Here is a 23960-nt window from a genome sequence, read left to right as displayed (position 1 = left end):
ACTCTGTGGGAGAGTAGGACGCCGCCGAACAATTTTTACGCTCCGGTCCCCGGAAACCAGTGATGGTTTCCGGGGACCGGAGCATTTTTGCGTTCAGGGGTGACCTTCGGACCCAAGGCGCGGCTCGATCTGGTCGGCAGGTAAGGTCAGGGGGCATTGTCGGTACATTTCCCACAGGAGGCCCCCGCGTGGAGGTCCAGGAGACGCGGGTCCAGACGGATCGCGTCCTCACCATCCCGAACATTCTGAGCATGGCGCGTCTGGTCGGCGTGCCGGTGTTCCTGTGGTTGATTCTGTGGCCGGAATTCGGCGGGCCCACGGCCGATGGCTGGGCGCTGCTCATCCTGGCCCTGAGCGGAGTCAGCGACTATCTTGACGGTAAGCTGGCCCGCCGCTGGAACCAGATCAGCAGTCTGGGACGCATCCTCGATCCGGCCGCGGACCGCCTGTACATCCTTTCCACCCTGGTGGGGCTCACCTGGCGGGAGATCCTGCCGCTGTGGCTCACCGCCGCATTGGTGGCGCGGGAACTCATGCTGCTGGTCGCCGTCGGATTCCTGGGTCGGCACGGATACGGTCCGCCCCAGGTGAACTTCCTCGGTAAGGCCGCCACGTTCAACCTCATGTACGCCTTCCCGTTGCTCCTTCTCAGCGAGGGACGTGGCTGGCTTCATACGCTCGCTACTGTTTTCGGATGGGCTTTCGCCGGATGGGGTACGGCGCTGTACTGGTGGGCAGGAATCCTCTACGTGGTTCAGGTCCGCAGGATCATCAGGGCGGACGCCACAGCCGACTGAGCTCGCCGAACAGGCAATACCAGTGCCACCCTGGCGCCCGTACGTGAGAACAGTGGGCGATCCAGACGGGTGAAGTCGGCAAGACCGTCGTCTCTCAGAGGAGGACGCTTCCGACATGAAGGCCGTTGTGATGGCCGGTGGCGAAGGCACACGTCTTCGCCCCATGACGTCCAGCATGCCCAAACCCCTGCTCCCTGTGGCCAATAGGCCGATCATGGAGCACGTACTGCGGCTGCTGAAGCGGCACGGTCTCACCGAGACCGTGGTAACCGTGCAATTCCTCGCCTCACTCGTCCGGAACTACTTCGGCGACGGCGAAGAGCTGGGCATGGAACTCACCTATGCCAACGAGGAAAAGCCGCTCGGCACCGCGGGGAGCGTCAAGAACGCGGAAGAGGCCCTGCGCGACGATGCGTTCCTCGTCATTTCCGGTGACGCCCTCACCGATTTCGACCTCACCGACCTCATCCGCTTCCACAAGGAGAAGGGCGCCCTCGTCACCGTCTGTCTGACGAGGGTTCCCAACCCCCTCGAATTCGGCATCACCATCGTCGACGAGGCCGGGAAGGTGGAGCGGTTCCTGGAAAAGCCGACCTGGGGCCAGGTCTTCTCGGACACCGTCAACACAGGCATCTACGTCATGGAGCCCGAGGTCTTCGACTACGTACAGTCCGATGTCTCCGTCGACTGGTCGGGCGATGTCTTCCCTCAGCTGATGAAGGAAGGCAAGCCGATCTACGGCTATGTCGCGGAGGGGTACTGGGAGGACGTCGGCACCCACGAGAGCTATGTGAAGGCGCAGGCGGACGTCCTGGACGGCAAGGTCGACGTCGAAATCGACGGCTTCGAGATCTCGCCGGGCGTATGGGTGGCCGAAGGCGCCGACGTCCATCCCGACGCCGTACTGCGTGGCCCGCTCTACATCGGGGACTACGCCAAGGTCGAAGCGGATGTGGAGATCCGCGAACACACGGTCATCGGCTCCAATGTCGTGGTGAAGAGCGGCGCGTTCCTGCACAAGGCTGTTGTGCACGACAACGTCTTCATCGGGCCCCGGACCAACCTGCGCGGCTGCGTCGTCGGGAAGAACACCGACATCATGAGCGCCGCCCGGATCGAGGACGGCGCGGTCATCGGCGACGAATGTCTCGTCGGTGAGGAATCGATCGTCCAGGGCAATGTGCGGGTCTACCCGTTCAAGACGATCGAGGCCGGCGCCTTCGTCAACACGTCGGTGATCTGGGAGTCGAAGGGGCAGGCGCATCTGTTCGGCGCCCGCGGGGTCTCCGGAATTCTCAACGTGGAGATCACACCGGAGCTGGCCGTGCGGTTGGCCGGTGCCTATGCGACGACGCTCAAGAAGGGCGCCACGGTCACCACGGCACGCGACCATTCCCGGGGTGCCCGGGCACTCAAACGCGCCGTGATCTCCGCGCTCCAGGCCAGCGCCATAGACGTACGGGACCTGGAGAACGTGCCGCTGCCGGTGGCGCGGCAGCAGACCGCGCGGGGCAGCGCGGGCGGCATCATGGTGCGTACGACGCCGGGGGTTCCGGACTCCGTCGACATCATGTTCTTCGACGCGCGCGGCGCCGATCTCTCGCAGGCCGGGCAGCGGAAACTCGACCGGGTCTACGCCCGTCAGGAATACCGCCGCGCCTTTCCCGGCGAAATCGGTGATCTGAGCTTTCCGTCCAGCGTCTTCGATTCGTACACCGGATCGCTGCTGCGGGCGGTCGACACCGAAGGGCTCGCGGAATCGGGGCTGAAGGTCGTCGTCGACGCGTCCAACGGCAGCGCCGGGCTGGTGCTGCCGAGCCTGTTGGGCCGTCTCGGGGTGGACGCCCTCACGATCAACCCCGGCCTGAACGAGGCGCGGCCGACCGAGACGGCCGAGGCCCGGCGGAAGGGACTCGTCCGCCTCGGGGAGATCGTCGCCTCGGCACGGGCGGCGTTCGGGGTGCGGTTCGACCCGGTCGGCGAGCGGCTGTCGCTGGTGGACGAGCGGGGCCGGATCATCGAGGACGACCGGGCGCTGCTGGTGATGCTGGACCTGATCGCCGCGGAGCGCCGCAGCGGCCGGGTGGCGCTGCCCGTGACGACGACCCGTATCGCCGAGCAGGTCGCCGCGTACCACGGCACCCAGGTCGAGTGGACGACGACGTCGCCGGACGATCTGACGCGGGTCGGGCGGGAGGACGGCACGGTTTTCGGCGGCGACGGCCGTGGTGGCTTCATCATTCCGGAGTTCAGCAGCGTCTTCGACGGCTCGGCCGCGTTCGTGCGGCTGCTCGGGCTGATCGCGCGGTCGCAGATCACGCTCAGCGAGATCGACGCACGGATCCCGCGGGCGCACGTACGGCGCCGGGACGTGGCGACGCCGTGGGCCGTCAAGGGCCTGGTCATGCGGAACGTCGTCGAGGCCGCCGGGGACCGGTCCGTGGACACCACCGACGGTGTGCGGGTGGTGGAGGCGGACGGCCGGTGGACGCTGGTGCTGCCGGACCCGGCGGAGGCGGTCACGCACCTGTGGGCGGAGGGGCCCGACGAGCCCTCCGCGGACCGGCTGTTGGACGAATGGTCAACGGTGGTTGACGGCGCGGGCCGCTGACCTGCACCCCACCGGCGTGCCGCCATCCGGCGCGCCGGTGGGGCCATTGGGAGACCACCCGGGCGACGTGCGACGATGTGCGGCATGTCGCAGCAGCGCCCCGAACGGAGCACCACCAGGAGACCGGCCGCGCGCCCCGACGCGTCCATGTCGCTGCTGACCAACGTGATGGACCACAGCCTCGACGACGGATACGCGGAGGCCGCCGAACGCAAGGCCGCCGCGGGCGTCGGCGGCGGTCTGCCCCGTACGCTGCGGGCGAAGTTGGGGCTCGCCGCCGGACTCGTGCTCGCCGCGGTGGTGGTCACCGTGGGCGCCGCACAGGCGCGGATATCCGCACCGACGCTGGCGAAAGAGCGCGAAGAGCTGATCAACCGCATCCAGAAGGGCACCGACGAGGCCGACGCGCAGCAACACCGGGTCGACGCTCTGCGGGACTCCGTCGACGCCAAACAGCGCGAGGTGCTGCGCCACCACGGTGGCGACAAGGCGGAGCTGCTGGCCCTGCTGGCCGGATCGACGCAGGTCACCGGCCCCGGCGTGAAGCTCGTCATCGACGACGCCAAGGACGCGGAATCGGGGAACGGCGGCGGCCCCCGGGAGAGCAATGGTTTCTCCGACACCGGGCGGGTACGCGACCGGGACATGCAGCGGGTGGTCAACGGCCTGTGGCTGTCCGGGGCGGAGGCGATCTCCGTGAACGGCCAGCGGCTGACGTCCCTCTCGGCGATCAGAGCCGCGGGAGACGCCATACTGGTCGACAACAAACCGCTGGTGCCGCCGTACACGGTGCTGGCGGTGGGGGACGGGCAGCGGCTCAGCACCGCGTTCCAGGACAGCGTCGACGGCCGGTATCTGCACATGTTGCAGGAGAACTACGGCGTGCGCACCAGGATTTCCGTGGAGGGTGACATCACCCTGCCGCCCGCACCCAGTGTGATCGTACGCACAGCACAGCCGCAGACCGGCGCCGAGAAGGCGGGCGGCGCCGACACAGGGAAGGGCACATCGTGATCGCCGTATTGGGGCTCATCGTGGGGGTCGTGGTCGGGCTCGTGGTCCGGCCCGTGGTGCCGACGGTGGTCGAGCCCTACTTGCCGATTGCTGTGGTGGCCGCGCTGGACGCCGTGTTCGGCGGGCTCCGCGCGATGCTGGACGGCATCTTCGACGACAAGGTCTTCGTCGTGTCGTTCCTGTCGAATGTCGTGGTCGCCGCCCTGATCGTGTTCCTCGGGGACAAGCTCGGCGTCGGCGCCCAGCTCTCCACGGGCGTGGTGGTGGTCCTCGGCATCCGGATCTTCTCCAACGCCGCCGCGATCCGCCGGCACATCTTCCGGGCGTGAGGCGGATGGCGAACGACGAGACGCCCGAGCCGGAACGTTCGGCCACCGACGGGACACCGCGCCCCGAGGGCGACGCATCCCCTCAGCCCGGACCGCGTCCGGAGCGGCAGCCCGGTGGGGAGGTCGAGCGGCGCACCCGGCCCGAGAAGCCCGTACGGCGCCCGCAGCCCGAGGCGCCCGCGCGCCGTGAGCTGCCCGATGTCGAGGAGGCTCCGGTACGCCGTGAGCTTCCGGAGGCGGAGGACGCGCCCCGGGTCGCCGAACGGCAGGGTGGACGTCCGGCGGACCGGCGGCCGATGCCGCCCGAGAGCCGGACGCGGTCGGCGGAGGATGCGGACCGGGACGGCGCGTCCGGTTCCCGTGAACCGGCGGACGACGGCGCGGCTTCCGGGGGTGCGTCGGGCGGCGGGAGCGGCGACGGCGGACGGCCGGACGGCGCGGCGGCGGGCGGCGACGGCGGGGAACCGCCGCTGACCGGCCGCCAGCGGCTGCGCGCCGGTCTGTGGCCGCCGCGGTTGACCCGCGCTCAACTGATCGTCGCGGTGCTGCTGTTCATTCTCGGCCTCGGCCTGGCGATTCAGGTACGTTCCACGAGTGACAGCAGTGCGTTGCGCGGTGCGCGTCAGGAGGACCTGGTGCGCATCCTGGATGAACTGGACAACCGCTCGCAGCGGTTGACGGACGAACAGCGGCGCCTGGAAGGGCAGAAGACCGAGCTGGAGAACAGCTCGGACCAGGCCGAGGAGGCGCGTAAGCAGACCGTGGAGAAGGAACAGCAGCTGGGCGTGCTGGCCGGGACCGTCGCGGCCCAGGGGCCCGGCATCAAACTGACCATCAGCGACCCCACGCACTCCGTGGAGGCGGACAAGCTGCTCGACACGATCCAGGAGCTGCGCGCCGCGGGCGCCGAGGCGATTCAGGTGAACGACGTCCGTATCGTTGCGAACAGTTACCTCTCGGATGTCCGCGGCGGAGTGGAGATCGACGGCAAGAGGGTCACGCAGCCGTACCGTTTCAAGGTCATCGGGAAGCCGCAGGATCTGGAGCCGGCGCTCAACATCCCCGGTGGCGTGGTGCAGACTCTGGAAAAGGAGCAGGCCACGGTGGGTGTTGCGGGTGAACAGAAGATCATCGTGGACGCCTTGCGAGAGGCGAAGCGGCCTGACTACGCTCGGTCGTCATCGCAGTGAGAGAGACGCGTATGGGGATGGCCCGGGAAGGGCATGAGGTAGCGGGGGGTCGACGCACCGTGTATGGGGCGTGTGAGGGAAACTGTCTGGAGGCCGCGGACGTTCACAGGACGTCCGGATCGGCCGGTGTGTGCATCGAGGGTTCGTCCTGCCCCACGGGCGGGTCTGTTTCGTACAAGGGGAATCGCCCGTGAAGTTGTTTGGAAAGCTGTTCGGCAAGAGCGCACGCCAGGAGGGCGACAGCGGCACGGCGCGGCACCGCGCACCGCGTCAGCCCGAGGAGAGCGGCGCCGGAGCGGATCGTCCGCTCTTCCGTGACGAGGTCGCGGGTGGTTCCGGAGCGGGTGCTGGTGACCCGTCCGGTGCCGGTCGCATAGGCGCTCAGGACGCGGCGGCCTCGACCTGCCCGAGGTGCGGTCACCGCAACGCCGAGGCGGGCAAGTTCTGCTCGCAGTGCGGTGCGCCGCTGCGTGCGGGCGCTCAGGCCGAGCGTCCGTCCGAGACGACGTCGACGATCTCGATCTCGGGTATCGAGGCGTACGACGGCGAGACCACGGGGCAGAACCTGAGCCCCGCGCTGTCGCCCGAGGCGCAGGCGGCGGTCGACGCGCTGCCGCTGGGCTCCGCCCTGCTGATCGTCCGCCGGGGTCCCAACTCCGGCAGCCGGTTCCTGCTGGACGGTGAGCTGACGACGGCGGGTCGCCATCCGCAGAGCGACATCTTCCTGGACGATGTGACGGTCTCCCGCAGCCACGTGGAGTTCCGCCGCGGTCAGGACGGGGTCTTCACGGTCGCCGACGTCGGCAGCCTCAACGGCACCTACGTCAACCGCGAGCGGATCGACTCCGTCGCTCTCGCCGGGGGCGACGAGGTCCAGATCGGCAAGTACCGCCTGGTCTTCTACCCGAGCCAGCGGGGCGCGGGGATCTGACCGGCCAGGGAAGGCATATGCGTCATACACCGACAGGTGGTGCCGGTACGTCCGGCACCACCTCCTCGGACGGCAAGCCGGTGAGCATCGGTGCGGTGCTCGGCCTGCTGCGCGAGGAGTTCCCCGAGGTCACGATCTCCAAGATCCGTTTCCTGGAGGCCGAGGGACTCGTCGAGCCGACGCGTACGCCTTCCGGGTACCGCAAATTCACCACCGCCGACGTCCAGCGCCTCGCGAGCGTGCTGCGGATGCAGCGGGACCACTACCTCCCGCTGAAGGTCATCCGGGAGCACCTCGACGCCCAGGAACGCGGCGAGGAGCTTCCGCTGCCCGCGCCCGCGCCGTCCAGGGATCTCGTGGAGGGCGTCCCCGAGGTGGGCGAGGAGCGGCCTGCGACGGCCCGGATGGGGCGCGCCGAGCTGCTCGCCGCCGCCGAGGTGGCGGAGGCTGAGCTGGCCGAGTGGGAGTCGTACGGCCTGGTCACGGCCGATGCGGAGGGCACTTTCGGCGGCGACGCCGTCGGTATCGCCCGGCTCGTTGCGGATCTGGGCCGTTTCGGGCTCGAACCGCGGCATCTGCGGGCCGTGAAGGCGGCCGCCGAGCGCGAGGCCGGCCTGGTGGAGCAGGTCGTGGCGCCGCTGCGGCGGCACCGTAATCCGCAGACCAGAGCGCATGCGGAGGCCACGGCGAGGGAGCTGGCCACGCTCTCCGTGCGGCTGCACGCCGCGCTCGTCGAGAGCGCGCTGCGGGCCCATCTCCAGTGAGCAAATACCTGCCCGACTACCCAAACCTGCCGGGCACGTCCTAGGGTTGCTGTGTGAACGAGCTCGACGTCGTGGGTGTCCGGGTGGAAATGCCTTCCAGCCAACCGATCGTGCTCCTGCGGGAGGTGGGAGGCGATCGTTACCTGCCCATTTGGATCGGGCCGGGGGAGGCCACCGCCATCGCCTTCGCCCAGCAGGGCATGGTCCCTGCCAGGCCGCTGACGCATGACCTTTTCAAGGACGTGCTGGAAGCGGTGGGCCAGGAGCTGACGCAGGTCCGCATCACGGATCTGCGCGAGGGGGTGTTCTACGCCGAGCTGGTCTTCGCCAGTGGGGTGGAGGTCAGTGCACGACCGTCCGACGCGATAGCGCTGGCCCTGCGCACCGGTACGCCGATCTTCGGTACCGACGGTGTGCTGGACGACGCGGGTATCGCCATTCCGGACGAGCAGGAGGACGAGGTGGAGAAGTTCCGCGAGTTCCTCGATCAGATCTCGCCCGAGGACTTCGGCACCAACAGCCAGTGACAGCAGCCGGTGGCGGCGTTCCCACGGTCTCCGTGAGAACCGGCCACCGGCTGATTCTTTTCGGCCAACCAGCCAGGTCTTCCCCGCTTCGGGTCACGAGAAACCACTCGTGGGGTGATTATCACTCGGCGTGGCGAGCGCGGCGATCGTTGACGCACCCCGAGTGACTGCATACCGTCGATATGGCAGGTCCCGTCCGGGACGTGGAGGACGGAGGGCGGCGTGGCAATCACCGGTGACGGTACGGCGGAGGGGGCGTTGCCGCTCCCTTCGAACGTGGTGGCGGACCGCACCCCGGTACAGCCCACCGCGATGGCGGCGGAGCCCGGAACGGCGGTCATCGGCTACCGCGGACCGACCGCGTGTGCCGCCGCGGGCATCACCTACCGGCAGCTCGACTACTGGGCGCGCACCGGCCTGGTGGAGCCGAGCGTCCGCCCGGCGTACGGCTCGGGGACCCAGCGGCTCTACAGCTTCCGGGACGTCGTCGTCCTGAAGATCGTCAAGCGGCTGCTGGACACCGGCGTCTCGCTCCAGAACATCCGCACCGCGGTGCAGCACCTGCGCTCGCGCGAACTCGCCGACCTGACGCGGATGACGCTGATGAGCGACGGCGCGACGGTCTACGAGTGCACCTCGCCGGACCAGGTCGTCGATCTCCTCCAGGGCGGTCAGGGCGTCTTCGGCATCGCCATCGGCGTGGTGTGGCGGGACGTGGAGAGCGCGCTCTCCCAGCTGCACGGCGAGCGGGTCGACACCGGTGAGACCCTGGTCGGGCAGAACCCGCACGACGAGCTGGCCCGGCGGCGTAACCGCGCGGGCTGAGCCCGGGCCGTCCGGCCTTCACCGGACGCTCCGGCCCTGCTCGGGGCCGATTGTCAGTGGTATGCGGCAGCATCGGTCGTGTGAGACGAGCGCCGACGATCCTGCATCTCGACATGGATGCGTTCTTCGCGGCCGCCGAGCAGGCGGCCAAGCCCAGCCTGCGCGGTAAGCCGGTGGTCGTGGGCGGGATCGGGCCGCGTGGCGTCGTCTCGACCGCGTCGTACGAGGCGCGGGTCTTCGGGGTGCGATCGGCGATGCCCACGGCCCAGGCGCGTCGGCTGTGCCCCAACGCCGCCTATCTCAGTCCGCGGTTCTCCGTCTACCGGCGGGTCAGTGACAGCGTGATGCAGTTGCTGCACGCGCTGTCGCCGCTGGTCGAGCCGTTGAGCCTGGACGAGGCGTTCGTCGATCTGGAGGCCGGGGGCGTGGCCGCCGACACCGCCTCCGCCCGTGCGGTCGGTGTGCAGCTGCGGCGCGACATCAGGGCGGTCACGGGGCTGACGGGCTCGGTGGGGCTGGCCGGGGCGAAGATGCTGGCCAAGATCGCGTCGGAGGCGGCCAAGCCGGACGGTCTGCGGATCATCGAGCCGGGTACCGAGCGCGAACTGCTGGGGCCGATGACCGTCCGCACCCTGCCGGGCGTCGGACCGGCGACGGCCGAGGCGCTGCGCCGGGCGGGGATCACGACCGTCGCGGAGACCGCCGAGGCGGGGGAGGCGGAGCTGGTGCGGCTGCTGGGGAGGGCGCACGGGACGGGGCTGTACGCGATGGCGCTGGGCCGGGACGACCGGCCGGTCGTCGCCGAGCGGGACGCGAAGTCGGTGTCGGTGGAGGACACCTTCGAGGTCGACCTCACCGACCGCACCCGGGTACGTAACGAGCTGGTGCGGCTGGCCGAGCGGTGTGTGCAGCGGCTCCGGGCCGCCGGTCGTTCCGGCCGCACGGTCGTGATCAAGGTGCGGAACTACGACTTCTCGACCCTGACACGGTCGGAGACGCTGCGCGGGCCCACCGACGACCCCGCGGTGGTGCGGGAGGCCGCGGTCCGCCTGCTGGACCTGGTCGACACCACGGGCGGCGTGCGGCTCCTGGGGGTGGGCGTGAGCGGCCTCGCGGACTTCACGCAGGAGGATCTCTTCGCCCAGCTGGCCACGGAGCAGGAGGCCGCCGAAGCGGCCCAGCAGGCCCAGGTGGCGGTTGTGGAGGGCGAGGAGCGGGACGGGACGGAGCCGGAGGAGGAGCGACCGCGCCGCTGGCATCCGGGGCTGGACGTCGTCCACGACGAGTACGGCGCCGGGTGGGTGCAGGGCAGCGGGGTGGGGCGGGTGACGGTGCGGTTCGAACAGCCGTGGTCGGCGCCGGGGCGGGTGCGGACCTTCACCGTCGACGACCCGGCGCTACGCCCCGGTGACCCGCTGCCGCTGGTCGGCGGTGCGCCGACGCCGGATCCCGTACGGGACGAGGCGGACGCTGGACCGGGCACGGGCGGGGAGAGCGGGACGAGCGGGATACCCGAGGGCCCGATATCCGGATGCAGGAGCCATGATTCGGACGATCTGAGGGCGGACGGCCTGGGGCCGGACGAGGTGGAGCCGGGGCGGACGGAAGCGGGGAGCCGGGAGGACGGCTGCCCGGAGGTGAGTCGCCAGGAGCCGGGCCTTGGCTGCCGGGGCCAGGACCGCCCGGAAGCTGATCAGGGAGGGGCATCGTCCGTTGGCGAGTCCGTGCGGGAGGTGGACGCGGGTGGTCCGTCGGCCGCCGCGGGAAGGGTCCGCCGCAGCTCGTAGCCCGGGAAGCAGGCGTGGAAAGGGAGAGTCGTATGCCGGGGAGGGGCGGTCAGTCGTCCGATCCTGCGATGTTGCCGAAGTTCTTGTCGGCAGGGGGACGGTTCACGTCCGCCGGGGCGGTGATGTCCAGCCGGTAGTGGTGGTAGAGCTGGAGTTCCTGCTCGGGGGAGAGGTGGCGGCCGACACCGAAGTCGGGGGCATCCTTGATCAACTTGCGGTCGTAGGGGATGTGCAAGGCGTCGTCGACCAGGCGGCTCGGCTCCAGGGGGACGAAGGCGTCGCGGCTGAAAAGCCCGGTGCGCACCGCCGCCCATTCGGGTTCGCCGGTCGCATCGTCGAGGTAGACCTCGTCCACGGTGCCGATCTTGGCGCCCTGGCGGTCATATGCCTTGCGGCCGATCAGGCTCCGCGGGTCGATATCGGTTTGCACGGCCCCTCCAACTGTTCGCAACTGCCTTGTGACACCTACCAAACGGCACATTTCTTATGTCGGCCACTCGAAGGATCCCCCGGATGACGCGCTGGTAGGCTGGCAAATGGCCGCTGACCCCGTGCGGGAGAGTCCACGTCGTTCCGCGGCGCGGACGCCGAAGGAGCAAATCCTCCCCGGAAACTCTCAGGCACACGTACCGCTCGGACGAGGTCACTCTGGAAAGCAGGGCGGGCCACGGACGACGCAGCGCCGGAACCCCTCCTCACCGACGGTGAAAGCCGGGTCGCAGCCGCGGTCCGGTGAAGCTCTCAGGTTGAGATGACAGAGGGGGAGGCCGTCCGGGCACCAGCGCCGTGGTGCCCCTCGTAGGTCGTTGAGACCAGGAGGCCCCCGCAGATGACCACCCATCGCACCCCCTTGACCGAGCTGGAGCGCGGTACGCCCTTCGAGGCCCGGCACATCGGTCCGGACCACGAGGCGCAGGCGAAGATGCTCGCGCAGGTCGGATTCGGTTCGCTGGACGAGCTGACCGCGGCTGCCGTGCCCGATGTGATCAAGAGCGCCGAGGCGCTGGGGCTGCCGCAGGGCCGCTCGGAGGCGGACGTCCTCGCCGAGCTGCGCGCCCTCGCCCAGCGCAACCAGGTCCTGTCGTCCATGATCGGCCTCGGCTACCACGGCACGTTCACGCCGCCGGTGATCCTGCGCAACGTCATGGAGAACCCCGCCTGGTACACGGCGTACACCCCCTACCAGCCGGAGATCTCGCAGGGCCGTCTGGAGGCGCTGCTGAATTTCCAGACGATGGTCGCCGACCTCACCGGTCTGCCCACCTCGGGCGCGTCGCTCCTCGACGAGGGCACCGCCGCCGCCGAGGCCATGGCGCTCTCCCGGCGCGTCGGGAAGGTCAAGCAGGGCGTCTTCCTCGTCGACGCCGACTGCCTGCCGCAGACCGTCGCCGTCATCCGGACGCGCGCCGAGCCCACCGGCGTCGAGGTCGTCGTCGCAGACCTCACCGACGGCATTCCGGCCGAGATCGCCGAGCGCGGCGTCTTCGGTGTGCTGCTCCAGTACCCGGGGGCGTCCGGCGCGGTCCGTGACCCCCGCGCGGTCATCGCGCAGGCCCAGGAGCTGGGCGCCGTCGTCACTGTCGCCGCCGACCTGCTGGCCCTGACCCTCCTCACCTCGCCCGGTGAGCTGGGCGCCGACATCGCGGTGGGCACCACCCAGCGCTTCGGCGTCCCGATGGGCTTCGGCGGCCCGCACGCCGGGTTCATGGCCGTCCGTGAGAAGTTCGCCCGGAGCCTGCCCGGCCGCCTCGTCGGTGTCTCCGTCGACGCCGACGGCACCAAGGCGTACCGCCTGGCGCTCCAGACCCGTGAGCAGCACATCCGCCGCGAGAAGGCCACCAGCAACATCTGCACCGCGCAGGTGCTGCTCGCCGTCATGGCCGGAATGTATGCGGTCTACCACGGCCCGGACGGGCTGGCCGCCATCGCCCGCCGCACCCACCGCTACGCCACGGTCCTCGCCGAGGGCCTGAAGGCCGGCGGCGTGGAGCTGGTGCACGGCGCGTACTTCGACACCCTGACCGCCCGGGTCCCGGCCCGCGCCGCCGAGGTCGTCGCCGCCGCCCGGGAAGCCGGTGTCAACCTCCGCCAGGTCGACGCGGACCACGTCGGCATCGCCTGCGACGAGACCACCGGCCGGACGCAGCTCGCCTCCGTCTGGCGCGCCTTCGGCGTCTCCGGCGACGTCGAGCAGTTGGACACGACGGCCGCCGACGCGCTGCCCGAGGGCCTGCTGCGCACCGACGACTACCTCACCCACCCGGTCTTCCATCAGCACCGCTCCGAGACCGCGATGCTGCGCTACCTGCGCCGCCTCTCCGACAAGGACTACGCGCTCGACCGCGGCATGATCCCGCTCGGCTCCTGCACGATGAAGCTGAACGCGACGACGGAGATGGAGCCGGTCACCTGGCCGGAGTTCGGGCAGCTGCACCCGTTCGCCCCCGCTGAGCAGGCCCAGGGCTACCTCACGCTCATCCAGGAGCTGGAGGAGCGGCTGGCCACCGTCACCGGCTACGACAAGGTCTCCATCCAGCCGAACGCCGGTTCCCAGGGCGAGCTGGCCGGTCTGCTGGCGGTGCGCGCGTACCACCGCGCCAACGGCAACGAGCAGCGCACCGTCTGCCTCATCCCGTCCTCGGCGCACGGCACCAACGCCGCCAGCGCCGTGATGGCCGGGATGAAGGTCGTCGTCGTCAAGACCGGCGAGGACGGCGAGGTCGACACCGAGGACCTGCACGCCAAGATCGACAAGCACCGCGACGAGCTGGCCGTCCTGATGGTCACCTACCCGTCGACCCACGGTGTCTTCGAGGAGCACATCACCGAGATCTGCGCCGCGGTGCACGACGCGGGCGGTCAGGTCTACGTGGACGGCGCCAACCTCAACGCGCTGGTCGGGCTGGCCGAGCCCGGGAAGTTCGGCGGCGACGTCTCGCACCTGAACCTCCACAAGACCTTCTGCATCCCGCACGGCGGCGGCGGCCCCGGCGTCGGCCCGGTCGGTGTCCGCGCGCACCTCGCGCCGTACCTCCCCAACCACCCGCTGCAGCCCACCGCGGGCCCGGAGACCGGCGTCGGCCCGATCTCCGCCGCGCCCTGGGGCTCGGCCGGGATCCTGCCGATCTCCTGGGCGTACGTCCGCCTCATGGGCGGCGAGGGGCTCAAGCGCGCCACGCAGGTCGCGGTGCTCTCCGCCAACTACATCGCCAAGCGTCTGGAGCCGCATTTCCCGGTGCTCTACACCGGTCCCGGCGGGCTGGTCGCGCACGAGTGCATCATCGACGTCCGGCCGCTGACCAAGGCCACGGGCGTGAGCATCGACGACGTCGCCAAGCGGCTCATCGACTACGGCTTCCACGCCCCGACCATGTCGTTCCCGGTGGCCGGCACGCTGATGATCGAGCCGACCGAGAGCGAGGACCTCACCGAGCTGGACCGTTTCTGCGACACGATGATCGCGATCCGCGCGGAGATCGAGAAGGTCGGCAGCGGCGAGTGGGACGAGGACGACAACCCGCTGCGCAACGCCCCGCACACCGCGGGCGCGCTCGGCGGTGAGTGGACCCACCCGTCGTACACCCGCGAAGAGGCCGTCTTCCCGGCCGGTGTCGTGGCGGCGGAGAAGTACTGGCCGCCGGTCCGCCGCATCGACGGCGCCTTCGGCGACCGTAACCTCGTCTGCTCCTGCCCGCCGCTGACGGAGTACGACGGCTGACGTCCGGGCAGCGATGAGGGCCCTCGGCGAGCGCGCCGGGGGCCCTTTGACGTGCGGCGGGTCAGACGGTGGTGGCGACCCGGGTCGTGCCGTCCGGACGGTGCGGGGCGATGACCTGACCGTCCGGCAGAAGCTCACCGGTGTCCTCGAAGAGGAGAACGCCGTTGCACAACAGGCTCCAGCCCTGCTCCGGGTGGTGCGCCACGGGATGCGCGGCTTCCCGGTCGCTGGAGTCGGCTGACGGGCAGGGCGGCTGGTGCTGACACATGGGCATTGTCTTTCGCTGCGGATGGGTGATCGTCGTCGTGCGGCTCGATGAGCGTGAAGTGGTCATGGCCGCTTCCCCCGTTTCCTTCGGTTGGACTCAGTGTTGCCCCGCGGACGGATTTCCGCAGGGATTTCGCGGCAGTGGTACGCACTCGATACGGACGTGTCACCCGTGCGGGCGGTTGCTCCCAAATGCGCACCACGTCAGGGGGGTTGGGGGAGGGGTGGCGGACGGTGGCACACGGGGTCGCACAGCAGGGCGCCCCGTGGCCACGGGGGCTCACGGGGCGCTCGAACGCGGGGCGCGTACGCCGTGCGGAATGCGCCGGTGCGGTCGGGCGGTGTCCCTCCGACGGGCGCTTCCGAACGGGGTCAGGCGGTGGTGCCGAGGAGCGGCGGCGGGGCGAGCCGGTCGCTGAGCCGGGGCAGCAGATCGGCCACCCGCTGCGGGAGGTGCGCGGCGATCCCGGGCGGCGCGGGAGCGAGCGGCACCAGGAGATCGCCCGCGGCCGGCAGCCCCGAGGTGCCGTCGGAGGCGGTGTCGTGGTGCAGCCACAGCGTCAGCATGTACAGCTCCGGTACGGACAGCAGCCGCGGCTGGTACCAGGCGGTGAGCGATTCGGCCTGGTGGAGGGCTTGTTCGGTCGCGGTGACGTACGGGCCGCCGCAGAAGTGGGCGAAGGCCCAGCCGTCCGGCGTCAGCCGCGCCTCGGCTGCCGCCACCGGCCGCCCGCCGCCGACCACCAGGAAGCGCCAGCCGACCAGCCGGGTGCGGGGCGGTGCGCCGGTGCGGCCGATGCCGTCCAGGACGTGGACCGGGAGCGGATGGTCGGCGCTGAGCGGGCCCTGATGTGCCCGGAGCGCGGCGGGACGGGCCTCACGGACGGCGGTGGGCGAGCCGAGAGCGGTGAGGACGCTGCGCAGGGCGGGCGCGGGGGCAGCGGGTACATGCAGCGGCATGGTGGTCGCCTCTCACTTGGGAGACACGGTGCGACACGGCAGACGCGGACGGCGTTGTCAGCGTGCGGGGTCGGAGCGGGGCGCGTATCTCCGCGCAGGGGCGCGCAACGCGACACGGGGCCCAAGTCTCCGCCTCGTGAACGGAGTTTATACGACGTGTGTTCCCACAGTGTTTCCGGTAAACGTTCCCACGATTTCCGGCAAGGGGTAATCCGGACCGCTCATGGAGACGTTTCCTCCTTCTTTGTGCGGAGGGCGGGCAAACCGCCTCGATATTCTCCCGTCGGGCGGTAGGCCGGAACTTCTCGATGGATTTCCGGGGGAAATGTCAGCGGCGGCTGTCACCGCAATATGCCACAGGTATGTGCCGGTCTCTCCGCCACTTCGAGCCTATCGGCAGCCGAACGCCCTTGAGGCGTTATGGATCAGATCACCGGGGCATCATCGACCGTGACGCGTGCCCCGGTGGTGCCGGGGACGGCCCCGGACGGCCCGTGGCTGCGGGCCGTCCCCTGGAGGAAGGACCCTTCGATGGGGGAGAAGGTCGCCGCGGACGGCATCGGCCTGGCGGACCGGGAGCGTTATCGAAGAAAGCTTCAGGAGTGTCTTGAGGGGCTGGCGAGGCTGCTGGGGGAGAAACGGTTCGACCGGCCGAAGAATCTGGTGGGACTGGAGATCGAACTCAATCTTGCCGGGGCCGACGGGCTGCCCCGGATGATGAACTCCCAGGTGTTGGAGCGTATCGCGAGCCAGGATTTCCAGACCGAACTCGCCCGCTGCAATCTCGAAGTGAACATCACCCCGCACCGACTGCACGGGCAGGTCTTCGAGCAGCTCGCCGAGGAACTCCGTACCGCTCTCGCCTATGCCGACCGTAAAGCCCGTGAAGTGGCAGCCCGGATCGTGATGATCGGTATTCTGCCGACCCTGGACACCACCGATCTCACCGCCGCCAGTCTCTCCGAGAACGATCGCTATTTCCTGCTCAACGATGAAATGCGGGCGGCTCGCGGTGAGGACTTCGCACTCGACATCCAGGGCGTCGAACGGCTCGTCGCCCGCTCACCGTCGATCGCCCCGGAGGCCGCGTGCACCTCCGTCCAGCTGCATCTCCAGGTGACGCCCGGCCGGTTCGCCGCGGTGTGGAACGCGGCGCAGGCGCTCGCCGCCGTCCAGGTGGCGGTCGGTGCCAACTCGCCGTTCTTCTTCGGCCGTGAGCTGTGGCGCGAATCGCGACCGCCGGTCTTCCAGCAGGCCACCGACACCCGGCCGCCGGAACTCCAGGCTCAGGGTGTCCGTCCGCGCACCTGGTTCGGCGAGCGCTGGATCGATTCGGCATACGACCTCTTCGCGGAGAACGTGCGGTATTTCCCGCCTCTGCTGCTGCTCTGCGGAACCCAGCACCCGCTGCGCGTCCTCGACGCGGGCGGCGTCCCCGACCTGGCGGAACTGGTGCTGCACAACGGCACCGTCTACCGGTGGAACCGGCCGGTGTACGCGGTGGTCGACGGCGTTCCGCATCTGCGGGTCGAGAACCGCGTGCTGCCGGCCGGTCCCACCGTCGCCGACGTCCTCGCCAACACCGCCTTCTACTACGGGCTGGTGCGGGCGCTGGCCGAGCAGCCGCGCCCGGTGTGGACCCGGCTGCCGTTCACCGCCGCCGCGGAGAACTTCGCCGCCGCCTGCCGCCACGGCATCGACGCCATGCTGCGCTGGCCACGTCCGGGCCGGGGCGGGGTGGCGGAGATACCGGTGACCCGGCTGGTCCGGCAGGAACTGCTGCCGTTGGCCGCCGCCGGGCTGGACGCCTGGGGCGTCGAACCGGCCGACCGGGACCGCTACCTCGGCATCATCGAGGAACGCTGCGCCCGCCGCACCAACGGCGCCTCCTGGCAGACCGCCGCCTACCACCACGCGCGGGAACAGGGACTGGACCGCGGAGCCGCGTTGGCCGAGATGACCCGCCGTTACGTCGACCTGATGCGGTCCGGCGAGCCGGTGCACACCTGGCCCGTCGCCTGGTCCGCCGCCCGCCGGACCGTACCCTCACCGCGCCGCGCGGAGGCGAACGGATGGGGACGAGGGGAGGGGTCGGACGGCGGCTGAGGCGGCGGGGCGGCGCGCGTCGGCGGACTCTCCCCGGGCCTCGCGAGACGTCCGGCGGCCCAGGCGTCCGGGGTGAGGAGCGCCAGCGGCTGATGGGCCACCTCGTCTGCGTCCGGCCCGGCCGCATGGACGTGGCGGTCGGCGCGGGCGGCGGCAGCGGTGGCGCCGCTGCCGGACGGTCCGCGCGATGTGTCGGTGCGGGCGGTGCGAGGTGCCGGTGGGCGTCGGTGCCCTTTCGCCGTGTGCCCTCGTGGTGGCTCCCGGCGCGGACCCGTTGGCCGACCGAATTACCTCGGCTCCGTGCTGCCCGCCGTGACGATGGCCTGCCGGATCACCTCGTCGATCTGCGACGGGTCCTGGACCTCGTGGGCGGAACCGCCGGTCGGGGCGACCATGCGGTCCAACGCCGACCGGTCCGCCTCCGGGCCGATGGCGAGGGCGATCAAGGGTATCGGCCGCCCCGGATCCGTCAGTTTCTTCATCTGCTCCAGCAGTCCGTCCAGACCGATGCTGTGGGCGTCGTCGTCCGCGCCGTCGGTGACCACCACGACCGCGTTGAACTTCCCCTCCGCGTACGACGACCGGGCTTCGCGGTACGCCGCGAGCGTGGTGTCGTACAGCCCTGTGCCGCCACCGGGTACGGGGGTGAGCGTCTGCAGGGCGGAGGTGAGGCCGTCCCGGTGGCCGGCGTTGCCGGAGTCCCGGCCGCCGAGCCGGGTGGTGGGGGACAGCTCCAGGTAGTCGCGGTCGCCGTCGAGCAGCGTGGCGAACTTCCACAGCCCTATCTCGTCGTCGGGCGTGAACGTCCCCAGCGCCCGGAGCAGCGCATCCCTGGCCAATGACATCCGGGAGCGGCCCCCGCTGCCCGGCACCGCGAGCCCCATGGACGACGAGGCGTCCACCACCGTGGTGAGCCGGGCGTTCTCCACGGTGACCGTCCACACGCCGAGCAGCGCTTGGATCTCCTTGGCGGAGGGCAGCGAGGCGGCGTCCTGGGTGTACGGCTGCGGCGCGCGGCCACCCGCCGCGCGGGTCACCTTCTCATCGGCTCTGCCGTGGCCCGCCCGGAAACCGTGGGCGCGCAGCACCCGCTGCCCCTGGGGTGTGGCCAGCAGTGTCATGAACCGGTTGGCGGCGCGCGACTGATCGGCTTCGAGCTGGTTCTCGTCGACGAGGGTGTACGGGTAGTCGAGCTGCGCGGTGCCGTCCTGGGGGTAGAAGAGTTCCAGCCCGGGCCCGGACGCGGCGCGGTTGTGCGCGAACGCGGCCTGTTCCGAGAGAAGCACGGCCTGGTTGCGGTGCGGATCGGCCGTCTCGGCTTCGGAGGCGTCGCGCGGCAGCGTCGCGGCGAGTTTTTGATCGTCGTCGGCGAGGCGCCGGTGCAGTACCTTCGCCGCGGCGGCCGTCCGGGTCTGTGCGGTGTCGGCATCCTCGCCCGCCCCGTCCTTCTGGTAGGCGGCGTCGATACGGGAGAGCGCGAGGAGCCCCGTGGCGCTGTGCGCGGGATCGGCCACCCCGAGCGGCAGCGTGCCGTCATCGGCGGCCTTCGCCATCTCGGCCCAGCCGTAGGTCTTCTTCGGCCAGCCCAGCTTCTCGGCGACGGTGGGCACGGCGCCCAGCGCGAGCGGGGAGGCCGCAATCGTCTCGCTGGTGGTCAGCGGCGTGCCGCTGGCCGCGTCCACGCGGTCCGTCCAGAGGGTGGAGTCCGGTATCCAGACCTGGAACTCGGAGTGTGCCGGACGCTGGGCGAGCGAGTCGGCGACCTCCGCCCCGGTGCGCGCCGTCACCTTGACGTCCAGACACTTCCCGTCGGTACGCGCCTCCGTACGCCGCGCACGGTCCGCCACGTCGTCGAGGGCGGGAGCGATATCGGGCGAGGCGACGACGTCGAGCCGGACGGAGTCGCCGCCGCACGGTTTGCCGAACGGCAGCAGCTCGCTGTGCAGCACCACCACCGTGCCCGCCGCGAGGGCGAGAACCAACGCGGTGGCGAGAACGACGGTGCGGCGGCGCGCCCCGGGCCGGGCCCCCGCGCCGTCCGGCTCCGTGCTGTCGGGCAAGCTGTGACGTCCCATCGCGGTAGCGCCTCTCCTGCGTCTCGGCAATCGCTCGGGACTCGGCGGAGGCGGGTCACACCACGTGGACGGCGCCTGCTCCGGCCTGTCGCGCGATCTTCGTACCTGCTGCGGCGACCCTAGCCGGGCAGGCACGGCACGGGGGGCGGTATCGCGGAAGTGGTGGAAGTGATGGGTGCGCAGGCACGGGCGGGAGCGGAGAAAGCGGTGGAAGTGGAGAAAACAGTGGGGTCGGATGTGGATGTCCGTGGTGAGGCCGATGTGCCCGGTGACGGCCGCCCGGGGGAGTTCCTGCCCCGGAAGTTGCTGCGGAACGAGACGCTTCTGGTGCTGGCCCTCTCGCTGGGGGCCAGCGGGGTGTCCGCGCTGATCAGTTTCCTCGGCGCGCTGACCCGTCCCGAGGGCCTCAAGGCGCAGGCGGCGACGTTGAACGGCTCCCATGCGCCCGGCCGCCCGTGGTTGGACCTCGCCTGGCAGCTCTTCGGGATCGCGACGGCGCTGGTGCCGGTGGCCCTGGTGGCACATTTGCTGGTGCGGGAGCGCGTGGGCGGGCTGCGTGCGCTGGGCTGCGACCGGCGTCGTCCCGGCTTCGACCTGGGGCGCGGTACGGGGCTCGCGGCGGTGATCGGTGGCAGTGGACTGCTGCTCTACCTGGGCGCGCGGGCGGCGGGCTTCAATCTCACGGTGGTGCCCGAGGCGCTGCCGGACGTGTGGTGGAAATTTCCGGTGCTGATCGCCTCCGCCGTGCAGAACGCCGTCCTGGAGGAAGTGATCGTCGTCGGCTACCTGCTGCGCCGCCTGGGGCAGTTGGGCTGGATGCCGCTGGCCGCGCTCGCCGCCAGCTCCGTACTGCGCGGCTCGTACCACCTCTACCAGGGCATCGGCGGCTTCGTCGGCAACATGGTGATGGGCGTGATCTTCGTCCTTCTCTGCCGGCGGTGGGGCCGCGTCGGCCCGCTGATCGCCGCACATGCCCTGATCGACATCGTGGCCTTCCTGGGGTACGCGCTGCTCGCGGGCCGGGTGGACTGGTTGCCGACGTTGTAGACGCGAGAAGCGGAGCGGGCTGCACGGACGTGCTGCGGGTGAGCCGTTCCGCCTGGTCGGAGGCTCGGACGAGGAGGGCGGTCCGCCGCCCCGGGACGCGGGGTGCATGTCCGTCGTCGGCGGGCCGACAGCGGTGTGCTGCCGCTCCGGACACCCTGCGGGGCCGGTTGCCCATACCGGGTGAACCAGGCCATGAGGGGTGTGGCGCGTCCCCTGCGGCCACCGCCCGGCCACGATCCTTGAGGCGCCGTCGGCCCGTACGGCACAGGCCCGGCGGAACGAGACAGGGAAGCGGTGACCGGGGTGAGAGAGCGCGATGCGGTGGTCGTCGGCGCAGGATTCGCGGGTCTCAGCGCGGCGCAGGAGCTTCACCGGGCGGGCTGCGACGTCCTCGTACTGGAAGCCCGTGGCCGGGTCGGCGGGCGGGCCTTCACCCGCTTTCTGCCCGACGGCACCCAACTCGACCTGGGCGGACAGTGGATCTCCTCCGGTCAGCTCCGGATCAGCGAACTGGTCCGACGGCACGGCATCGCCACCTACCCGACCCCGGAGTACGGCTCCTCGGTGATCGACTACGACGGGGAGCATCTGACCGCACTCCCCGACGAGGTGACCGCACTCCTGCGGGAACTCGACGCGCTCTGCGGACACGTCCCCGTGAAGGCCCCCTGGACGGCCGCCGATGCGGTGGCCTGGGACCGGCAGACCTTCGCCACCTGGCTCGAGGCGACCGGCGCCCCGGAGGCGGCCAGGCGCTACGTCGGCCGGGTCGTCTCCGGCGGACTCCTCGCCGGGAGCCCTTCGGAGACCTCGCTGCTCGAAACGCTCTTCTACCTGGCCAGCGGTGGTGGGACCGCGGCGCTGCTCGGCTTCCGGGGCGGGGCGCAGGAGACCCGTGTCGTCGGCGGTGCACAGGAGATCGCCGAGCGGATGGCCGCCGATCTGCCCGACGGCACCGTCCGGCTGTCCGAGCCGGTCACCGGCATCACCCATGACCACTCCGGGGTCCGCGTCACCACCACGCTGGGGGAGTACCGCGCGGCGCGGGCCGTGATCGCGCTGCCGCCCGTACTCGCCGGGAGCCTCCGCTACGACCCGCCGCTGAGCGCCCTGCGGGCAGGTGTCCTCCAGCACATGACGGCCGGCACCGCGCTGAAGGTCCATGCCGTCTACTCCGAGCCCTTCTGGCGGGACGAGGGGCTGTCGGGAGTGTCGACATCGGCGACGGGCGTGCTCACGGAGACCGTTGACAACACGCCGCCAGAGGCTCCGCGGGCGGTGCTGACCGCCTTTGTCTACGGCGACGACGCCGCGCACCTGCGGACCCGCCCGCACGGGGAGCGCCGGGAGAGCATCACCCGTCGCCTGGGGGAGCTGTTCTCCGCACGGGCGGCGGAACCGGAGGAGTTCATCGAGTTCGACTGGCTCGGGCAGGAGTGGACCCGGGGATGCTTCTCCGGCCACTTCACTCCCGGCGGCTGGACGGCCTTCGGAAGTGCGCTGCGTCTGCCGGAAGGGGCACTGCACTGGGCGGGCACGGAGACGGCCGTGCACGGGAACGGGTACTTCGAGGGCGCCGTCGAGTCGGGGCATCGCGCGGCGCGGGAAGTGCTCCACGCCCTCGGCTCCCACGGGGACGGTGCCGAACGCCCTCTGTGAGACGGCGTCGGACGGTCCGTGACTCCGTGCCGCATACCGGTCCGGCCCGTTGAGCGGCTCGCCCCTCGGCAGCTCCGACCGTCCGGCCCTTGAACAGACTTGCAACCTGCTGTGGTGCGACATCCCCCGTACCTCTTCCTCCGTCAGCTTCCCGTCCCGGCCACCGCATCCGACGCCGATCGGATCTTTCACGAAGAGAAACACCGCCGCCCCGCCGTTGGTTGCCGCGAAGGACCGCGAGTCCTGGAAGCGGTGGCGGAGGCGGTCGGACGGGCGTCGGGGCTTCGCCCGGATGCCGTCAGCCTTGTGGTGCCCCGGAGCGGTCCCGCGGCCCGGGGCACCACATCCCTCCAGCTCAGGGCGTGGCGAGGAGTTCCCCGTCGATCACGGTGACGGCGGAGCCGGTGAGCAGGGTGCGGTCGCCGCGCAGCTGGGTACGGACGAGTCCGGTACGGGCGCCCCCTTGCAGGCTGGCGAGGGTGGGGTGACCGAGCCGCTCGGCCCAGAACGGCGCGAGGGCGGTGTGCGCGCTCCCCGTCACCGGGTCCTCGTTGATACCGACGTTGGGGAAGAAGCAGCGGGTCCGGACGTCGTAGAGGGAGTCGGGTGTGTCGGCGCGCGCGGTGGCGATCACGCCCCGGCCGTCCTGCCCGGCGAGCGTGGCGAAGTTCGGCGACAGGCTGTCCACGGCCTCTTCATCCGCCAGCTCGACCAGTAGATCGCCGACCTGCGGTCCGGTGGCGTACGCACCGAGGATCGGGATGCCGCCCAGCCCGTGGGTGATCGCCGGTGGCGCTTGCACGGGCGTGAGCGGCGCGGTCGGGAAGTCCATCGTGAAGGTGGCGTCGTCGTTCGCGGTCGTGGTCAGGATGCCGCTGCGGGTGGCGAAACGGACCGTGCCGGTGGCTTTGCCGGTGGTGTGCAGGACGTGGGCGGTGGCGAGGGTGGCGTGCCCGCACATGGTCACCTCGGTGGCCGGGGTGAACCAGCGCAGCGCCCAGTCCGCCTCGCCGCCGGGCGGCAGGGGGTGGGCGAACGCGGTCTCCGACTGGTTCGCCTCCCGGGCGACGTTCTGCATCCAGTGGCAGGACGGGAAGTCGTCCGCATCCAGGAGGACGACTCCCGCCGGGTTGCCGGTGAACGGGCCTGTGCTGAACGCGTCGACGATTCGAATCCTCATGCGGAGGACCCTAGGACACCCACTCCGACACAGATCAGGGCCAATTCCGAAAAATTGGTCTGCTGTCGAGACGTTGACCTGGGCGGCGAGGGTTCCGTGTACCTGGGGGATTGCTCGCTCCGTCGGAGGCGCGTAGGCGGCCCCGACGAGGCGAGAGGTCGGCATCGGCTACC

At 70.7% G+C, this 23960-nt stretch carries 18 protein-coding genes, 1 pseudogene and 1 riboswitch; of the genes and pseudogenes, 14 read left to right on the top strand and 5 right to left on the bottom strand.

What is annotated here, in order from left to right:
- Positions 1-188: 188 nt before the first annotated feature.
- The 10 genes and pseudogenes from clsA to IF23_RS0112360 form a co-directional block, all read left to right on the top strand.
- Positions 189-797 carry a cardiolipin synthase ClsA gene (gene clsA, locus IF23_RS0112405; protein ID WP_030282875.1) on the top strand — a complete coding sequence of 203 codons (609 nt, stop codon included), beginning with the start codon at positions 189-191 and terminating at the stop codon, positions 795-797.
- A 115-nt stretch (positions 798-912) separates the two neighbouring features.
- Positions 913-3408: a mannose-1-phosphate guanyltransferase gene (locus IF23_RS0112400; RefSeq protein WP_030282873.1), complete on the top strand. Its 2496-nt coding sequence runs from the start codon at positions 913-915 to the stop codon at positions 3406-3408.
- 84 nt (positions 3409-3492) lie between these two features.
- Positions 3493-4422, top strand: a complete 930-nt coding sequence (locus IF23_RS0112395) for a DUF881 domain-containing protein (RefSeq protein ID WP_037677978.1) — start codon at positions 3493-3495, stop codon at positions 4420-4422.
- On the top strand, positions 4419-4751 hold the full coding sequence (locus IF23_RS0112390) for a small basic family protein (protein ID WP_030282870.1): 333 nt from the start codon (positions 4419-4421) through the stop codon (positions 4749-4751). The genes IF23_RS0112395 and IF23_RS0112390 overlap by 4 nt, the downstream gene beginning before the upstream one ends.
- A gap of 296 nt (positions 4752-5047) precedes the next feature.
- Positions 5048-5941 carry a DUF881 domain-containing protein gene (locus IF23_RS0112385; RefSeq protein WP_245654971.1) on the top strand — a complete coding sequence of 298 codons (894 nt, stop codon included), beginning with the start codon at positions 5048-5050 and terminating at the stop codon, positions 5939-5941.
- A 130-nt stretch (positions 5942-6071) separates the two neighbouring features.
- Entirely contained in the window at positions 6072-6872 is an 801-nt protein-coding gene (locus tag IF23_RS34610; RefSeq protein ID WP_245654965.1) for a double zinc ribbon and FHA domain-containing protein, read from the top strand.
- Between the two features lie 17 nt (positions 6873-6889).
- Positions 6890-7636, top strand: coding sequence for a transcriptional regulator FtsR (gene ftsR / locus IF23_RS0112375; RefSeq protein WP_030282864.1), 747 nt, complete (start codon positions 6890-6892; stop codon positions 7634-7636).
- Between the two features lie 53 nt (positions 7637-7689).
- Positions 7690-8163, top strand: a complete 474-nt coding sequence (locus tag IF23_RS0112370; protein ID WP_006606439.1) for a bifunctional nuclease family protein — start codon at positions 7690-7692, stop codon at positions 8161-8163.
- 279 nt (positions 8164-8442) lie between these two features.
- The gene (locus tag IF23_RS0112365; protein WP_245654970.1) at positions 8443-8988 is read left to right on the top strand and encodes a MerR family transcriptional regulator; all 546 of its coding nucleotides are present in this window, start codon (positions 8443-8445) and stop codon (positions 8986-8988) included.
- A gap of 80 nt (positions 8989-9068) precedes the next feature.
- A pseudogene (locus IF23_RS0112360) lies at positions 9069-10496 on the top strand (DNA polymerase IV); the annotation flags it as partial.
- Positions 10497-10824: 328 nt separating this feature from the next.
- On the opposite strand, the gene IF23_RS0112355 reads toward IF23_RS0112360, so the two are convergent.
- A complete protein-coding gene (locus IF23_RS0112355; protein ID WP_030282857.1) occupies positions 10825-11205 on the bottom strand; it encodes a PRC-barrel domain-containing protein in 381 nt (126 codons plus the stop codon).
- Positions 11206-11319: 114 nt separating this feature from the next.
- Positions 11320-11417: riboswitch (glycine riboswitch) on the top strand.
- 187 nt (positions 11418-11604) lie between these two features.
- Between IF23_RS0112355 and gcvP the strand changes: the two genes are divergently transcribed.
- Complete coding sequence (gcvP, locus tag IF23_RS0112350; protein ID WP_030282855.1) at positions 11605-14493, top strand: aminomethyl-transferring glycine dehydrogenase; 2889 nt, start codon at positions 11605-11607, stop codon at positions 14491-14493.
- Positions 14494-14554: 61 nt separating this feature from the next.
- Here gcvP and IF23_RS0112345 read toward each other — a convergent pair whose 3' ends face one another.
- Both IF23_RS0112345 and IF23_RS0112340 read right to left on the bottom strand, forming a co-directional pair.
- Entirely contained in the window at positions 14555-14761 is a 207-nt protein-coding gene (locus IF23_RS0112345; RefSeq protein WP_030282853.1) for a DUF5999 family protein, read from the bottom strand.
- 371 nt (positions 14762-15132) lie between these two features.
- On the bottom strand, positions 15133-15720 hold the full coding sequence (locus tag IF23_RS0112340; protein ID WP_030282850.1) for a hypothetical protein: 588 nt from the start codon (positions 15718-15720) through the stop codon (positions 15133-15135).
- A 531-nt stretch (positions 15721-16251) separates the two neighbouring features.
- On the opposite strand from IF23_RS0112340, the gene IF23_RS0112335 reads away from it, so the two are divergent.
- Positions 16252-17826 (top strand): glutamate-cysteine ligase family protein, encoded by a 1575-nt coding sequence (locus IF23_RS0112335; RefSeq protein WP_030282849.1) that lies wholly within the window; start codon positions 16252-16254, stop codon positions 17824-17826.
- A gap of 287 nt (positions 17827-18113) precedes the next feature.
- Here IF23_RS0112335 and IF23_RS0112330 read toward each other — a convergent pair whose 3' ends face one another.
- The gene (locus tag IF23_RS0112330) at positions 18114-19886 is read right to left on the bottom strand and encodes a substrate-binding and VWA domain-containing protein (protein ID WP_342667921.1); all 1773 of its coding nucleotides are present in this window, start codon (positions 19884-19886) and stop codon (positions 18114-18116) included.
- A 276-nt stretch (positions 19887-20162) separates the two neighbouring features.
- Between IF23_RS0112330 and IF23_RS0112325 the strand changes: the two genes are divergently transcribed.
- Positions 20163-20948 carry a CPBP family intramembrane glutamic endopeptidase gene (locus IF23_RS0112325; protein WP_030282845.1) on the top strand — a complete coding sequence of 262 codons (786 nt, stop codon included), beginning with the start codon at positions 20163-20165 and terminating at the stop codon, positions 20946-20948.
- A gap of 303 nt (positions 20949-21251) precedes the next feature.
- Positions 21252-22607 (top strand): flavin monoamine oxidase family protein, encoded by a 1356-nt coding sequence (locus tag IF23_RS0112320; RefSeq protein WP_030282843.1) that lies wholly within the window; start codon positions 21252-21254, stop codon positions 22605-22607.
- Between the two features lie 355 nt (positions 22608-22962).
- On the opposite strand, the gene IF23_RS0112315 is transcribed toward IF23_RS0112320, so the two are convergent.
- Positions 22963-23787, bottom strand: a complete 825-nt coding sequence (locus tag IF23_RS0112315) for a PhzF family phenazine biosynthesis protein (RefSeq protein WP_030282841.1) — start codon at positions 23785-23787, stop codon at positions 22963-22965.
- Positions 23788-23960: the final 173 nt, after the last annotated feature.

This window comes from Streptomyces catenulae (assembly GCF_000718015.1).
Lineage (GTDB): Bacteria > Actinomycetota > Actinomycetes > Streptomycetales > Streptomycetaceae > Streptomyces > Streptomyces catenulae.
Note: the sequence above shows the minus strand (reverse complement) of the source record. Positions and strands in the feature narration are given on the sequence as shown.